Origin of the sequence: Nocardia yamanashiensis NBRC 100130, from assembly GCF_001613325.1 — a bacterium.
In the GTDB taxonomy this organism is placed as follows: domain Bacteria; phylum Actinomycetota; class Actinomycetes; order Mycobacteriales; family Mycobacteriaceae; genus Nocardia; species Nocardia yamanashiensis.
Genome location: NZ_BDCD01000026.1, coordinates 128,141 through 142,917, shown reverse-complemented (window position 1 = coordinate 142,917; position 14,777 = coordinate 128,141). Strand labels below are relative to the sequence as shown.

General features: G+C 65.6%; 14 protein-coding genes. 7 read left to right on the top strand and 7 right to left on the bottom strand.

From position 1 onward, the window contains the following. The first annotated feature begins 80 nt into the window (after positions 1-80). From NY1_RS30260 to NY1_RS30245, 4 genes are read left to right on the top strand one after another with little or no spacing between them, the layout of a single operon-like run. Entirely contained in the window at positions 81-998 is a 918-nt protein-coding gene (locus NY1_RS30260) for a Scr1 family TA system antitoxin-like transcriptional regulator (RefSeq protein WP_084535603.1), read from the top strand. 31 nt (positions 999-1,029) lie between these two features. Beyond that, the gene (locus NY1_RS30255) at positions 1,030-1,410 is read left to right on the top strand and encodes a DUF397 domain-containing protein (protein ID WP_067720536.1); all 381 of its coding nucleotides are present in this window, start codon (positions 1,030-1,032) and stop codon (positions 1,408-1,410) included. 47 nt (positions 1,411-1,457) lie between these two features. Beyond that, on the top strand, positions 1,458-3,440 hold the full coding sequence (locus NY1_RS30250; RefSeq protein WP_233434557.1) for a M13 family metallopeptidase: 1,983 nt from the start codon (positions 1,458-1,460) through the stop codon (positions 3,438-3,440). Beyond that, complete coding sequence (locus tag NY1_RS30245; protein ID WP_084535618.1) at positions 3,434-3,961, top strand: AAA family ATPase; 528 nt, start codon at positions 3,434-3,436, stop codon at positions 3,959-3,961. Before NY1_RS30250 ends, NY1_RS30245 begins: the two co-directional genes overlap by 7 nt. Before the next feature lie 8 nt (positions 3,962-3,969). On the opposite strand, the gene NY1_RS30240 is transcribed toward NY1_RS30245, so the two are convergent. The 6 genes from NY1_RS30240 to NY1_RS30215 form a co-directional block, all read right to left on the bottom strand. Then, a complete protein-coding gene (locus tag NY1_RS30240; protein WP_067720534.1) occupies positions 3,970-5,049 on the bottom strand; it encodes an ABC transporter ATP-binding protein in 1,080 nt (359 codons plus the stop codon). Between the two features lie 31 nt (positions 5,050-5,080). Then, on the bottom strand, positions 5,081-6,412 hold the full coding sequence (locus NY1_RS30235; RefSeq protein ID WP_067720533.1) for an ABC transporter substrate-binding protein: 1,332 nt from the start codon (positions 6,410-6,412) through the stop codon (positions 5,081-5,083). A gap of 19 nt (positions 6,413-6,431) precedes the next feature. After that, positions 6,432-7,289: a carbohydrate ABC transporter permease gene (locus NY1_RS30230; RefSeq protein WP_067720532.1), complete on the bottom strand. Its 858-nt coding sequence runs from the start codon at positions 7,287-7,289 to the stop codon at positions 6,432-6,434. Further along, positions 7,286-8,260: a carbohydrate ABC transporter permease gene (locus tag NY1_RS30225; protein WP_439956052.1), complete on the bottom strand. Its 975-nt coding sequence runs from the start codon at positions 8,258-8,260 to the stop codon at positions 7,286-7,288. Before NY1_RS30225 ends, NY1_RS30230 begins: the two co-directional genes overlap by 4 nt. Positions 8,261-8,515: 255 nt before the next feature. Next, the gene (locus NY1_RS30220; protein ID WP_084535597.1) at positions 8,516-9,442 is read right to left on the bottom strand and encodes a L,D-transpeptidase; all 927 of its coding nucleotides are present in this window, start codon (positions 9,440-9,442) and stop codon (positions 8,516-8,518) included. 276 nt (positions 9,443-9,718) lie between these two features. Further along, on the bottom strand, positions 9,719-11,098 hold the full coding sequence (locus NY1_RS30215) for a cytochrome P450 (RefSeq protein ID WP_084535595.1): 1,380 nt from the start codon (positions 11,096-11,098) through the stop codon (positions 9,719-9,721). A gap of 97 nt (positions 11,099-11,195) precedes the next feature. On the opposite strand from NY1_RS30215, the gene lppU reads away from it, so the two are divergent. Continuing rightward, the gene (gene lppU / locus NY1_RS30210) at positions 11,196-11,825 is read left to right on the top strand and encodes an LppU family putative lipoprotein (protein ID WP_067720529.1); all 630 of its coding nucleotides are present in this window, start codon (positions 11,196-11,198) and stop codon (positions 11,823-11,825) included. Positions 11,826-11,892: 67 nt separating this feature from the next. Here lppU and NY1_RS30205 read toward each other — a convergent pair whose 3' ends face one another. Next, the gene (locus NY1_RS30205) at positions 11,893-12,558 is read right to left on the bottom strand and encodes a chymotrypsin family serine protease (RefSeq protein ID WP_067720528.1); all 666 of its coding nucleotides are present in this window, start codon (positions 12,556-12,558) and stop codon (positions 11,893-11,895) included. Positions 12,559-13,087: 529 nt separating this feature from the next. Here NY1_RS30205 and NY1_RS30200 point away from each other — a divergent pair. Together NY1_RS30200 and NY1_RS30195 are read left to right on the top strand one after the other, a co-directional pair. Beyond that, entirely contained in the window at positions 13,088-13,906 is an 819-nt protein-coding gene (locus NY1_RS30200) for an MlaE family ABC transporter permease (RefSeq protein WP_067720527.1), read from the top strand. A 4-nt stretch (positions 13,907-13,910) separates the two neighbouring features. Beyond that, positions 13,911-14,774: an ABC transporter permease gene (locus NY1_RS30195; RefSeq protein ID WP_067720526.1), complete on the top strand. Its 864-nt coding sequence runs from the start codon at positions 13,911-13,913 to the stop codon at positions 14,772-14,774. The last annotated feature ends 3 nt before the right edge of the window (positions 14,775-14,777 follow it).

The following is a 14,777-nucleotide window of genomic DNA, read 5'->3' as shown; positions in this document are numbered from 1 at the left end:
CCTGCTAATGACCCTAAGGCCCCGCAATCGGTATGACAATAGTCACACGCCGGGGGATTTCCGGAGTAGAGTCCGTCGGCATGGGCGAACCCAACTCTCGGGGACTCGCTGGGGCTTCGCCCCCGAACCCCCAGAAGCACAAGCCCGCGCCGGTCTCTCCGACCGTCGCGCGTTGGGAGCTGGTCCTGAGGCTTCGGGAGCTGCGTGAGCAACGCGGTTTCGATTCGGCCACTTTCGCCAAGCGGGTCGGTTTCACCCCGGCCAACTGGTCGCATGTGGAGAAGGGACGGCGCGTCCTCACCGCCACCACCATCGGCCCGGTGCTGGAGCTGCTGGAGGTGGAGGGCGAGGAGCGCGAGGAACTGCTCGAATTGCTCACCGCGAGCAAGGAACGCGGCTGGTGGACCAAGTCCTCGGCCTTGATCGGCGCGGAATTGCAGCGCTACTACGGCATGGAATTCGGCGCGGAGGCCATTCGCAGCTACGACAGTCTGGTGGTGCCCGGCCTGCTCCAGACCGAGGAGTACGCCAGGGCACTCATCAGCGCCGACGTCATGATCCGGCCCGTCCAGGTCGAGCAATTGGTGGCCGTCCGCATGCGCCGGCAGGAACGCCTGCGCGCGGACGGGGAACGGCTGGAACTGACCGCCGTGGTCGGCGAGGCCACCCTCCTGCAACAGATCGGCGGCCCCAAAGCGCTCCGCCGGCAACTCGAGCATCTGGCCGATTTGATGGACGAACTGGATTCGGTGACGGTGCGGGTGATTCCGTTCAGCGCCTCGCACGGCGCGATTCTGGGCGGCTCGAGTTTCCACCTGCTCGATTTCGCGTCGGAAAATCTCCCGACTTTCGGCTGGGTGGAGAGCGCTGTTTTCGGCGGCGCGGTGGACGATCCGGACCAGGTCCGCGACTTGAGTTTCGCATTCGTGCGCGCGCTCGACCAATCACTCGGCCGGACAGAGTCTTTGGCGATGATCAAACGTTATTCGCAAGGGTAGGAGACACATGTCCGACGGTAAAATACCGCCCATGCTTACCACCGCGAACTACCAGCCGGATTCCACCGGCTGGTTCACATCGACCCGCACCAATAATGGAAATCAGTGCGTCGAGGTCCGTTTCGACGGTGCCGTGGTGCTCATTCGCGACAGCAAGTTCCGGCGCGATCCGGAACGGCGTCACGAACCGGAGCCCGTTATCACCGTCACGGCACCCGAATGGATGTCCTTCCTCGGCGTAGTACTCGGCTGCGGCACGGACCCGGTCGCCCTGACCGCCCGCACCCGCCCCGACGGGCATACCGTGCTGCGCCACGGTGAGACCACTCTCGTATACACCCCTGGAGAATGGGACGCTTTTCTGGCCGGCGCCCGCGATGGCGAGTTCGACCGCATTCCCGTGTTCGCCTGAAGGCGAGCGCCCGCCCCGCGCGGGCGGAAGTGGGCATACTGGGGATCGTGACTTCGCAGCTGAACGCTCCCTCCGGTATCGACCTGTCTTTCCGTAATGACGGTGTGCGAGTGCAGGACGACCTGTTCGCGCACGTCAACGGCAAATGGCTGGACACCTACGAGATACCGGGCGACCGCGCGGTCGACGGCGCCTTCCGCACGCTGTACGACCAGGCGGAGCGGGACGTGCAGGCGATCATCCAGGCGGCCGCCGCCTCCGATGCCGCGCCCGGCAGCGAAGAGCGCAAGATCGGTGACCTGTACAACTCGTTCATGGACACCGCGGCGGTCGCGGCGGCGGGCCTGACCCCGCTGGCCGAGGAACTGGCCGCCGTCGCCGCGGTCGGCAACAGCTCCGATTTCGCCGCGCTCATCGGCCGCCTGCAGCGCACCGGCGTCGGCGGCGCGCTCGCCTTCTACGTCGACACCGACGACAAGAACTCGCAGCGCTACCTGGTGCACGCCACCCAGTCCGGCCTCGGCCTGCCCGACGAGTCGTACTACCACAAGGACGAGTACGCCGAGATCCGCGCGAAGTACCTGGCGCACATCGGCCGCATGTTCGAGCTGGCGGGCCTGGACTACGACCCGCAGCGCGTCTTCGACCTGGAGGCCAAGCTGGCCGGCGGGCATTGGGACGTGGTGCGCCGCCGCGACGCCGAATTGAGCTACAACCTCACCACTTTCGACGCCCTGGCCGCGGAGAACCCGGAATTCGACTGGGATGCCTGGACTTCCGCGCTGGCGGCCGGCCTGGACCGCTCCGGTCGTGAACTGTTCGCCGAACTGGTGGTCCGCCAGCCCGATTACGTCCGAACCTTCGCCCGGCTCTGGGCCTCGGAGTCCATCGAGGATTGGAAGGCCTGGGCGGCCTGGCGCATCGTGAAGGCCCGCGCCCCCTACCTCACCGACGATCTGGTCGAGGCCAACTTCGACTTCTACGGCCGCACCCTCACCGGCGCGCCCGAGAACCGGGAACGCTGGAAGCGCGGCGTCTCGGTGGTTCAGGATCTGCTCGGCGAGGCCGTCGGCAAACTCTATGTGGCCGAGCACTTCCCGCCGGAAGCCAAGGCCCGCATGGTCGAACTGGTGGAGAACCTGCAGGAGGCCTACCGCCGCAATATCGCCGACCTGGAGTGGATGAGCCCCGAGACCCGTCAGGCCGCGCTCGCCAAGCTGGAGAAGTTCACCCCCAAGATCGGTTACCCCGACGAGTGGCGCGACTACTCCGACATCACCATCGATCCCGCCGATCTGGTCGGCAACTACCGCAACGGCTATGCCGCCGAACACGACCGCGACCTGAACAAGCTCGGCGGCCCCGTGGACCGCAACGAATGGTTCATGACCCCGCAGACGGTCAACGCCTACTACAACCCCGGCCTCAACGAAATCGTCTTCCCCGCCGCCATTCTCCAGCCCCCGTTCTTCGATATGAACGCCGACGACGCCGCCAACTACGGCGGTATCGGCGCGGTCATCGGCCACGAGATCGGCCACGGCTTCGACGATCAGGGCTCCAAGTACGACGGCGACGGCAACATGATCGACTGGTGGACCGAGTCCGACCGCACCGAATTCGGCAAGCGCACCAAGGCTTTGATCGACCAGTACAACCAGTTCTCCCCCAAGGACCTGGCCGACGAGCACACCGTCAACGGCGAGTTCACCATCGGCGAGAACATCGGCGATCTCGGCGGCCTCTCCATCGCGCTGGAGGCCTACAAGATCTCCCTCGACGGCAAGGAAGCCCCCGAACTCGACGGTCTCACCGGCCTGCAACGAGTCTTCTTCGGCTGGGCGCAGGTCTGGCGCACCAAGGCCCGCCAGGAGGAAGCCATCCGCCGCCTGGCCGTCGACCCGCACTCCCCGCCCGAATTCCGTTGCAACGGCGTGGTCCGCAACCTCGACGGCTTCCACGAAGCCTTCGCCGTGGAACCCGGCGACGCCCTCTACCTGGATCCGGCCGAGCGGGTGAAGATCTGGTAGCCGGGGCCGTCTATCTGATCACCGGCATTCAGGCGGCCGGGAAATCGACTGTCGCGCAGGCGCTCGCGGAGCGCCTGCCGAAGTCGGCGCACGTGCGGGGCGATGCCTTCCGCCGGTTCGTGGTGAACGGGCGGGAGGACATGCGGCCGGATCCGCCGGAGGCGGCGCTGGAGCAGTTGCGATTGCGCTACCGGCTGGCCGCCGCGACGGCGGATGCCTATGCGGCCGAAGGGTTCACGGCCGTCGTGCAGGACGTGGTGCTCGGGGATTTCCTGCCCTGGTTCACGGAGCGGATCCGGACCCGCCCGCGCTATGTGGTCGTCCTGGCCCCGCGGCCGGACGCCGTCGCGGCGCGGGAGGCGGGGCGCGCGAAGAACGCGTACGGTGCCTACACCGTCGAGGATCTGGACACCGGACTGCGCGAGACCACGCCCCGGATCGGATTGTGGCTGGACTCTTCGGATCTCACGGTCGAGGAGACGGTGGACGCGATTCTCGCGCAGGCGCGGCCGCTGCCCTGAGTGCGAGCTCAGGACAGGCGCTGCTGGGTTTCGGCGTCGAAGAAGAAGATCTCGTCGGTCTTCGGGGTGAGGTAGAGGCGTTCGCCGAGGGTGATGCGCAGGCGGCGGTCCACCCGGGCCACCACCCGGCCGGATTGGCTGGACCACTGGTCGGTGATGCCGTGGGAGTAGAGGAAGGATTCGGCGCCCAGCTCTTCCAGGAGTTCCACTTCGACGGCCAGGGCGTTGGCGGGATCGGTGGTCAGTTCCCAGGATTCGGGGCGGATACCGATCACCACGCGGGAGCCGGAGGTCTGGTGCGGGACGGGGATGCGGAGATCGTTGAGGACCGCCGCGCCGTCTTCGATGGGGGCCGTCAGCAGGTTCATGCCGGGAGAACCGATGAAGCCGGCCACGAAGGTGTTGACCGGGTTGTCGTAGAGCTCGCGGGGCGAGGCGATCTGCTGGAGCTGCCCGTCTTTGAGGACGGCCACCCGGTGGCCCATGGTCATGGCCTCGACCTGGTCGTGCGTGACGTAGACCGTGGTGGTGCCCAGACGCTTCTGCAGGGCGGCGATCTGGGAGCGGGTGCTGACGCGGAGTTTGGCGTCCAGGTTCGACAACGGCTCGTCCATGCAGAAGACCTGCGGACGGCGGACGATGGCGCGGCCCATGGCGACGCGCTGGCGCTGGCCGCCGGAGAGCTTGGCCGGTTTGCGGTCCAGCAGGTCCTCCAGCTCCAGCATGGCGGCGGCTTCCTTGACCCGAACCAGCGTGTCCGACTTGGACATTCCGGCATTGCGGAGCGCGAAGCCCATGTTCTCCGCGACCGTCATATTGGGGTACAGGGCGTAGCTCTGGAAGACCATGGCCACATCGCGGTTGCGGGGAGCCAGGCCGGTGACGTCGAGTCCGCCGATGCGGATGCTCCCGGTGCTGACCGCCTCGAGACCCGCCAGCATGCGCAGACTGGTGGACTTGCCACACCCCGAAGGCCCGACCAGCACCAGGAATTCGCCGTCGGCGATATCGAGGTTCAGGTCGGACACGGCCGGGGCGGGCGCACCCGGATAGGTGAGGGATACGCCCTCGAACTGCACAGTCGCCATGCGGCGGGTCTCCTAGCTCGGTTACCGGGTATTACTTGGGCAGCTTCGGCGCGATCTGCTTGTCGTAGATCGACTGCAGCTGGCTGGTGATATCGCCGAAAGCGGCTGTCACATCGCGGTTCTGGTTGCCGATCTGCTCCATGCCCGCGCCGATGATCTGGTCCGCGCCCGGCAGGAAGACGCGCGCGTAGTCCTGCGACTTGGTGACCGACAGCTGTTCGATGGCGGTCTTGTTGTTCGGGTTCTTGGCCAGGAACTCGATCTCGGTGGGATCCTGCAGCGCCGACTTGCGCACCGGCATGTACCCGGTGGCCTGCGAGAAGTACGCGGTGTTCGCGGCATTGGTGACGAACTCGATGAACTTGAGCGCGTTCTCCTTGCGGGCGTCGGAGATCCCGGACGGAATCGCCAGGCCCGCGCCGCCGGTGGTGGCGCCCGCCCCGTTCGGGTGCGGCAGGAAGGCGGTGCCGAATTCCAGCTTGCCCTCGGCGCTCTTCTTGATGCCCTTGAGATCACCGGTGGAGGCGATGGCCGAGGCCACCACGCCGGTGCCGAAGTCCACCGCCACCTGCGGGCTGATGGTGGCGTACTTCTTGTCGTTGATCATGGCCTTGAGGAAGTTGCCGGCCTCGATCGACTTGGGCTCGTTGAACTTCAGCTTCCACTGATCGGAGTAGCCGCCGCCGAAGGTCCACATCGGGCCCTGGAAGGTCCAGCCCAGGTAGTTCTTGGCGTCGCCCCAGCCGTGCGCGAACTTGCCGCCGCCCACCACGGACTGCAGCTTGGGGCCCCACTCGTCGAATTCCTGCCAGGAGTTCGGGCCGCGGTCGGGCAGCCCGGCCTTGGACCACGCGTCCTTGTTGTAGTAGAAGACCTGCGTCGAGCGCGCGTACGGCAGCGCGTAGTGCTTGCCGTTGAACAGGTAGTCGGCGGCGAGGGAATCGACGTAGTCGTCGAGTTTCACACCGGCGGAACCGAAGTGGGAGTCCAGCGGCTCGATCTTGCCGGTGAGCGCGTAGTTGAACCACCACACGTCCGACAGCACCACGATGTCGGGCAGTTCACCGCCGGACAGCGCCGCGTTGAACTTCTGCGACACCTCCTCGTAGTTCTTGCCCGCGTCGACCAGTTCCACCTTGATATCGGGGTACTTGGCCTGGAAGCGGTTGATCAGCTCCAGTTCCTGATCCTTGGAGGTGCCGGGGTGGTTGGACCAGAAGGTGAGCTTGTTGCCGTCGCCGCCCTGCTTGCTGCCGCCGCCACCGGTGCCCGCGCAGGCGGTCAGCGCCAGCCCGGCCGCGGTGGCGCCGGCCAGCCCCAGGAACCCGCGGCGGGACAGGTTCGGGAATCGTGAATCGGACACGTGAATCTCCTTCTGGGACTTAGCCCTTGACCGCACCGGAGGTGAGGCCCTTGATCATGTGACGCTGCAGGGCCAGGAAGACGATGAGGATCGGCAGCATGGTGAGCAGGGTGCCGGCCATCACCGGCCCCCAGTTGGTGATGCTCGGGTTCTCGGTGTTCTGCAGCAGGGTGAGACCGACGGGCAGCGTGGCCACTTCGGAACTGTCGGCCATCAGGAACGGCCACAGGTATTCGTTCCACTCGTTGACCAGCGTGACGACCGCGAAGGCCACCATGGTCGGCCCGGACATGGGCAGCACCACCCGGGTGAGCAGCCGCCACCAGCCCGCGCCGTCCATGCGCGCCGCCTCGATGACCTCGTTCGGCAGCGACAGGAAGTGATTGCGCATCAGGAAGGTCCCGAAGGCCACCCCGCACAGCGGAACGATGATGCCCACCAGCGTGTTTCGCCAGCCCAGCTGCGAGACCAGCGCGTAGTTGGAGATGACGGTGATCTGATTGGGCACCATGAGCGCCGCGATGATCACCAGGAACAGGATGTTCTTGCCCGGGAACCGCAGGAACACCAGCCCGTACGCGCTGAGCACGCCGAGCACGAACTTCACGCCCGCCACCACGCCGGTGACGATGAGCGAGTTCCGCAGGAAGGTCCAGAACGGCAGCGTGGTGGTGGCTTCCTTGTAGTTCTCCGGATGCCAGCGGTTCGGCCAGTACACCGCGCCCTGCCCGGCCTGCACGTAGATGTCGTCGTGGTCCTTGAAGGAGTTGACGACGATCCAGAACAGCGGCACGCCGACGATGATCAGTACGCACACCATGGCGAGGTAGCCGAAAACGTCCGCCCAGAAAGCGCTGTCGCCGCGCTTGAACTTCATGACCGCTCGGCCCGATCCATGATGCGCACCTGGAGCAGCGTCACGATCAGCAGCACCACGAACATGATGGTGGCGACCGTCGCGCCGTAGCCGGCCCGGAAGTTGACGAAGGATTCGCGATAGACCTGGACCACCATGGTGGTGGTGCCGGTGCCCAGCGGCCCGCCGCGGGTCATCGTGTAGATGATGTCGAAGACCTGAAGCGAGTTGAGCAGCACGGTGATCGACAGGAAGAAGGTGGTGGGCCGCAGCTGCGGCATGAGCACCCGGGTGAAGGTGGTCCACCGGCTCGCGCCGTCGATCTCGGCGGCTTCCATCAGATCCTGGCGGGTGCCCTGCAGGGCGGCCAGGTAGATGACGAAGGTGTAGCCGAGGTTCTTCCACAGGTAGGTGACGGTCACCATGAACATCGCCCAGTGCGGATCCTTGTAGAACTGCGGCACGTTCTCCACGCCGAGCTTGTGCAGCAGGTCCTGCACCAGGCCGACCGTGGGGTCGAAGACGAATTGGAAGGCCACGCCGATGGCCGCGCCGGAGATCACGAACGGCGCGAAGATGGCCGAGCGGACCACATTGCGCCCGAACAGCTTCCGGTCCAGCAGCAGGGCGAGCGCCAGGCCCAGCACCATGCTGCCGACGACGGCGAAGAGCGTGAAGACCAAGGTATTGCGGACGATTTGCCATGAATCGTCGCGCCCCCACCACTCGACGTAGTTGTCGAAACCGACGAAGGTGGACTCGGTGTCGGAGATGTTCCAGTCGAAGAACGACAGCCGGATATTGTCGAGCAGCGGCCGATACACGAAGACCGACAACAGGATCAGATTCGGCAGCACCAGAACGGTGAACAGCGCGTAATCCGGCCAGGGCCGCTTGCGCCAGCCCCTCCCAGGTGGCTGCGGCAGTACTCGTTCGGGGCTCGATCGCACCCGCGCAGCCTGACGGTTGCGAGCGAATAGCCGGTGACGTATGGATGCCAACCCGTTGAACTGTGGGCGCGCAAGCGCCACCTCGTGTTCACCGGGATCACCCGCAGGCGGCGCGGACATGCGCCGAATAGTACGGATGCCCAGTCTCTTTCGAGCCAGAATTCACGTGAACGGGTGGCCAACACGGGACATCGGCCCGCCTGGTCCGAGAACGCAAGCCGCTCCGCCCGAAACGCGAGGACCCCCGCCCGGCAGGGCGAGGGTCCTCGAATATCCGTCTGCTGGAGGGGTTACCCCTTAATTCCAGTCGCCCCAGCCGTCGCTGGTGGACAGGGTGCCGCCCTTGGTGTTCTTCACGATCACCGGGTCACCCTTCTTCACGTTCTCCTGGAACCACTTGGCGTCCGCGGTGGACACGTTCAGGCAGCCGTGCGAGGTGTTCGAAACACCCTGCTGCGCAACGCTCCACGGCGCGGCGTGCACGAAGATGCCGCTGTTGGACATGCGGGTGGCGTACTCGACCTCGAGCTTGTAGCCCTCGGGAGCGGTCACCGGCACGCCGTAGGTGGAGGAATCCATGATCATCTTGCGATTGCGCTCGCTGACGATGTAGGTGCCGTTCGGGGTTTCGTGCCCGGTCTTGCCCATGGAGGTGGGCATGGTCTTGACGACCTCGCCGTTGCGGGTCACCACGATCTCGTGGGTGGTGTCGTCGGCGGTGGCGATGAACTCGTCGCCGACCTCGTAGGCCACATGCGTGCCGCCGGCCTCGACGGTGATCTTGGAACCGGCCGGCCAGAAGTTCTCGGGCCGCCAGCGGACCTGCTTGTCGCCCATCCAGTAGAAGTGGCCGTCCACCTTGTTGGTGGAGGTGATCCGGATGGCCTTCTCGGCCGTCTCGTGATCGCTCACCGGCTCCTTGAAGTTGATGATGACCGGCTGGGCCACGCCGACCACTTCCCCGTCACCGGGGCTGATGTTCGGGGCCGTGAAGTTGGCCGGCGGAATCGGCGACTTGGCGTTCGGATCGGTGGGCAGCGAGCCCGGCGCGGGCTGCGGCATCACGGCGGAGGGCACGCCCGGCACTTCGGGCCCGCCCGGCCATAGCGGTCCGGCTGATGCTGGTGCTGCCAACACGGCTCCGGTCGCCGCGAGGGCGGCAAGGGTGATCAGTCCCGTCTTCCGGTTCCGGCGGGTTAAGCGCACAGCAGTGGTCCTCTCGATCCTCGTTCACACGCAGAGTGCGAGCACGGTTCACTCGCGTAGGTCCCAACCCCGCATCCATTAGTACCCGGCAATGGATGGCACGCCAATCGCGTTCTGCCAGTTATGCATACCGACTCCCTGGTGTGTTACGCGTCACAACACCTGCGGCAGGCTATGCACTGACTGCGAATATGCCGATGGCGTCGGCGATTCCTCTGTACCCCCACATACTCCGAAGCGACCGGAGTGTTTACTTCCTCAAACCCGGTTGTGATCGAAATCACGGACGTCGCATCAGGCTTCGCGTACTTCGAAGCTGATGGCCGCATGCGGACCGGTCGCAATATTGTGCGGCACCGTCATCGGTATCCGTCCCCGTGCGAAACGCGGAGACAATTCCAGCCGCACTGTCTCGAGCACCGTGGCGAGCACGATGCGTAGTTCGTAATCGGCCAGCGCCGCCCCGACGCAGCGCCGGTGCCCGCCGCCGAACGGGACGAATTCGAATGGGCCGTACCGGCGTTCGAGAAACCGCTCCGGCGCGAAGTCCTGCGGTCTGGACCACACCTCGGGGTGGGAGTGCAGCAGCGGCACCGCGATGCCCATGGTGTCCCCCGCCACCAGTGCCGCCCCGCGCAGCTCGAAATCACCGGTGAGCCTGCGCAATACGAGCGGCACCGGCGGGTGCAGGCGCAGCGTCTCCTGGCAGACCGCGTCCAGATAGGGCAGTTTCACCAGTTCGAGCGGATCGAGCCCCGGTCCCGCCGCGGTCAGCTCGTCCCGTAGTCGCGCCAGTGCTTCCGGTTGCCGGTGCAGCCGGTAGAGCGCCCACACCAGCGTGGTCGCCGTGGTCTCGTGCCCGGCCACCAGCAGGGTGCGCAATTGGTCGCGAAGGTCGGAATCGCTTACGGCACTGCCGTCTTCGTAACGCGACTCCAGCAGCAGGCTCAAAATATCCTGTCCGGCAACAGGATTCGCCCGCCGCCGCGCCACTTCCGCGTCGATGAGCCGATCGAACCGCTCCCGCGCGGCGGTGAATCGCTCCCAGCCCGATATTCCGTGCATATTGCGCCGCAGCACCGGAATCAGGAAAAGCGAAGTGCCATAAGAATTCAGGAATTCGGTTGTGGCAATGGTGAATTCGGACCGCCGCGCCGGATCGTCTATTCCGAATACCGCCGCCAGGATCACCCGCATGGTTATCGCCCGCGCCGCGGCCCGCGCATCCACTCGCCGCCCCGATAACCATGCGCGGCCCTGATGATCGTCGTGTAATTCCGCCAGCGCCGCCTCGCGAATTGTCTTGCCGTACGCGCTGATCCGATTCCGGTGAAAGGCCGGCGCCAGCAACGCCCGATCGCTCCGATGCTGCCCGCCCGCCTGGAGAATGAGCGAAGCCGGCCCCACCATCGGCTCGATCGGATTGGGTAGCGGCGGCGTCAGCAGCTCGACCGGCGCCCGCAGCAACTCCCGCGCTCCGGCCGGCGTCCCGGTGAACACCGCCGAGCCCAGTCCGGGGAAACGCACCAGGAACGGATCCCCGTCGCGCCGGCGCCGCCACCGGAAGTACGCGGCCAGGTCGGCGCCCGCCGCGAACGCGTCCAGCACCGGCAGCCGTGGTTCCCGGAGCCGGACCGGTGTGCTCGGATCGGCGGATTCGCTTGCCGTGGTCACCCTCTCCTATACGAATCGAGCCGGGCGCTGGTTCGAGGACGTGTGATATGCATGGCGCAAAGTCAAAGCTACCTGTTTCTCAAATCTTAGGACTGTTGTGTTGCGCCAGCGGATCTCCGCCCGGATCGCCCTCCCCGCGATCTCCGCCGTCGCCCTGCTGCTCGCGGGCTGCGGCGCCACCATTTCCGGAAACCCGCAGGCCGCCCCCGGTGGCCCGCAGCCCACCTCGACCGGCAAGCCGTCCGCGGCGCCGACCGGCGGCGGCAAGCCCTCGGCCAAGCCGAGCGCCAAGCCCTCGAATCCCAACGGCGGCGGGAAGACCGACTTCAAGGCCAATATCGGTGACTGCGTGAAGCTCGGCGGCACCACCGACAACGCCATCATCAGCAAGGAGACCTGCGGCGGCAAGGAAGCCAATTACAAGGTGGTGGCCAAGGCCAAGACCAACGCGCAGTGCCCGGCCGATATCGATCAGGCGTACTACGAGACCACCAATGGCGTCGAGACCGGCGCCATCTGCCTGGACATCGACTGGGTCGTCGGCGACTGCCTGGATCTGGGCGGCGAGGACCCGCACCGGGTCTCCTGCACCGGCGCGAATGCGACGGAAGGCGTGAAAGTGCTGTCGATCCTGAAGAACACCAGCTCGATCGACGACTGCACCAGCGGCGACAAGGGCTACGCCTACGAGACGCGCCAGGTCGTGGTGTGCCTGGCGGCGCTCTGAGCGAGCGGCCCGGAAACGCGGAAGAGGCTGCGATCCAACCGGATCGCAGCCTCTTCCGTCCTCGTCGCTAGATGGGGTAGTACCCCGAGCCGACGCCACCGCGCCCGTTGATATCCGCCATGATGCTGCTCATATTGGTCCCGACCTCGGGACCGAAGCAGGCGACGGCGAGATAGGCGTTCACCATGCCGACCAGCGTGGAGCCGACGACGACCGGTGCGCCCGAATCGCCCTCCACCACACACATCTGGCTCCAGGTCTCGATGTTCGTGCCGAACACGTCGCCCCAGGAGATGCCGCAGGTGTTGCCGGTGGTCCGGCCTTCCTTACAGACGATCATCGGGAATCCCGGCGGACCGCCGACCCCGGTGATGGTCACATTGCCGATGCGGTTGACCGGGATGGTCCGGCTCGCATCGAATTCGATGACCGCGTAGTCCAAGTCGTGATTGGAGTACACGAACCGGCCGATCTGGCCGGATCCACGGGACGCCTCGGCATAGACCTTGGCGCCCGGATCGCCACAGTGCCCGGCGGTGAGACCGACCAGGCGGCCCGCGCCGTCGTGACCGATGGTGGTCACGGTGCACTCGAACATGTCGTCGATGATGATGCCGGAGCCGCCGCCGATGACCGCCGGAGCGTCCGCGCTCGCGATCCCCGCGCTCCCGACCAGCGCGATACTCGAAGCGACGGCGAAAGCGCCGGCCACACCGGCGAGTTTCCTGATCATGATCCTCCAGATGTCGGAAGCTGATCTACCTATCAACTTGCTGGGTACTCATCCTGTCAGTATTCGGTCCCGGCTTCAGCTTGTACTGCCACATGTTGCCCAAGCGTGTTGTTACGCAGGCGAAGGGCGCTTGCTCCGGGTGTCGCGGGGATGTTGCGGTCGATACCGACTTGGATAGGAGATATGGGAACAATGCACATTCGCTATCGATTTCCGATAAATTCATTCCTACAAATTGTTACCGGGTGGGTCTTCACAATCCCGGCGATCTTGAAAAACTAGAACAAGTTCTAGATATCTGCCTGCTTCTTTGGCTCGTAAACCAACCGTGATGTGGCTGTTCACAACGTTTCAGGGAAAGTGATCCGGCTCTATGACCGGAACCACAGAGCGTGATGTGTTTTTCCTAACTCCGTAGTAAGGTGCGTCAAGCAAACAGTCGCCGGAGGCGGGTAACCGGCGTCGAGAGGGGTAGTCAGTGCAGTTGACCAAGAGCCTCGATGGGCAGGGGAGCCCACCGGAGTCACGGATGAATGCGGCCGTCGACTGGGCCAAGGCCTACTGGCAGGACCATCCCAAGCGGTCGCTGGAGACCGGCGGCCGGATGATGTCCATGGGCGTGTCCGCGGTCGCCGAGCTTTTCATCGCGATTTTCCGGAAACGATTCCCCTTCGCCGAGTTCATCCGGCAGTGCGCATTCATGGCGAATGTCGCGGCGGCGCCCACGCTGCTGGTCGCCATTCCCATCGGCGTCATCGTCTCGATTCAGGTCGGCTCGGTCGCCGGACAGGTCGGCGCGACCTCGTTCATCGGCGCGGCCAACGGCCTGGGCATCATTCAACAGGGCGCGCCCCTGGTCACCTCGCTCATGATCGCGGGCGCGGTCGGCTCGGCCATCTGCGCCGATCTCGGCTCCCGCACCATTCGGGAGGAGATCGACGCCATGAAGGTGATGGGCGTCGACCCCATGCGCCGGCTGGTGGCCCCGCGCCTGGGCGCGGCCATGCTGGTGTCGGTACTGCTGTGCGGTTTCGTGGTCTTCGTCGGCTTCCTGACCGGCTACATCTTCAATATCTTCGCCCAGGGCGGAACGCCGGGCTCCTACATCGGCACCTTCGCATCCTTCGCGGTCACGGTGGATCTCTTTGTGGCGCTGCTGAAGTCGCTCATCTTCGGCCTGCTCGCCGCCATCATCGCCTGTGATGCCGGGCTGAACGCCAAGGGCGGTCCGGGCGGTGTGGCCAATGCGGTGAACACCGCGGTCGTGATGTCCGCCGTGATGCTCTTCGGGGTCAACCTGATCATCACGCAGCTGTACAACTCCTTCTTCCCCCCACAGATGGTCTGAAGCCGTGTCAGCAACGTATGTTCCGCCGCTGCTGCGGCCGTTCCAGAAAATCCGGGGCGCCGCCTCCTCGCCGCGCGACTGGCTGGCCCGCATCGGCCATCAGGTCTTCTTCTTCCTGCGCTCGGTCGGCTCCATGCCGATGGCGTTCAAGCACTACCCCAAAGAGGTCTGGCGGCTGCTGCGCGACGTCACCTGGGGCAACGGCAATCTCGTGGTCGGCGGCGGCACCATCGGCGTGGTGCTGATCCTGTCGGCGTTCGGCGGCATGACCGTCGCCATCCAGGGCTACACCTCGCTCAACCTGCTCGGCCTGAGCCCGCTCACCGGCGCCATCTCGGCCTTCGCCACCACCCGTGAACTCGGGCCCATGCTCGCCACCCTGGCCTTCGCGGCCCAGGCCGGCTGCCGCTTCACCGCGCAGCTGGGCGCCATGCGCATCTCCGAGGAGATCGACGCGCTGGAATCGGTTGCCATCCGGCCGCTTCCGTATCTGGTGAGCACCCGCATGATCGCGGCGATGATCGCGATCCTGCCGCTGTACTGCCTGGCGCTGCCGCTGGCCTACATCTCCTGCTCGCTGACCGTGGCGTTGATCGGCGGCACCGCGACAGGCACCTTCCAGCATTACTTCTATCAGTTCCTGATCCCGCACGATGTGCTGTACTCACTGCTGAAGGCGGTCATCTTCGTCGCGATCACCACGTTCATCCAGTGCTACTACGGGTTTTTCGCCTCGGGCGGCCCGGAGGGCGTGGGTGTCGCGGCCGGCCGCGCGATCAAGCTCTGCATCATCGCGGTCGTCTTCGCGGACCTGTTCATGACCTTGGCGATCTGGGGCGTCAACCCCGGCATCCGGATCTCGGGATAGGGG

Excerpts from the sequence above, each read along its gene's own strand:
- NY1_RS30260 (WP_084535603.1), top strand. The coding sequence starts at position 81 with ATGGGCGAACCCAACTCTCGGGGACTCGCTGGGGCTTCGCCCCCGAAC.
- NY1_RS30255 (WP_067720536.1), top strand. The coding sequence starts at position 1,030 with ATGCTTACCACCGCGAACTACCAGCCGGATTCCACCGGCTGGTTCACA.
- NY1_RS30240 (WP_067720534.1), bottom strand. The coding sequence starts at position 5,049 with ATGGCGACTGTGCAGTTCGAGGGCGTATCCCTCACCTATCCGGGTGCG.
- NY1_RS30230 (WP_067720532.1), bottom strand. The coding sequence starts at position 7,289 with ATGAAGTTCAAGCGCGGCGACAGCGCTTTCTGGGCGGACGTTTTCGGC.
- NY1_RS30205 (WP_067720528.1), bottom strand. The coding sequence starts at position 12,558 with ATGATCAGGAAACTCGCCGGTGTGGCCGGCGCTTTCGCCGTCGCTTCG.
- NY1_RS30200 (WP_067720527.1), top strand. The coding sequence starts at position 13,088 with ATGAATGCGGCCGTCGACTGGGCCAAGGCCTACTGGCAGGACCATCCC.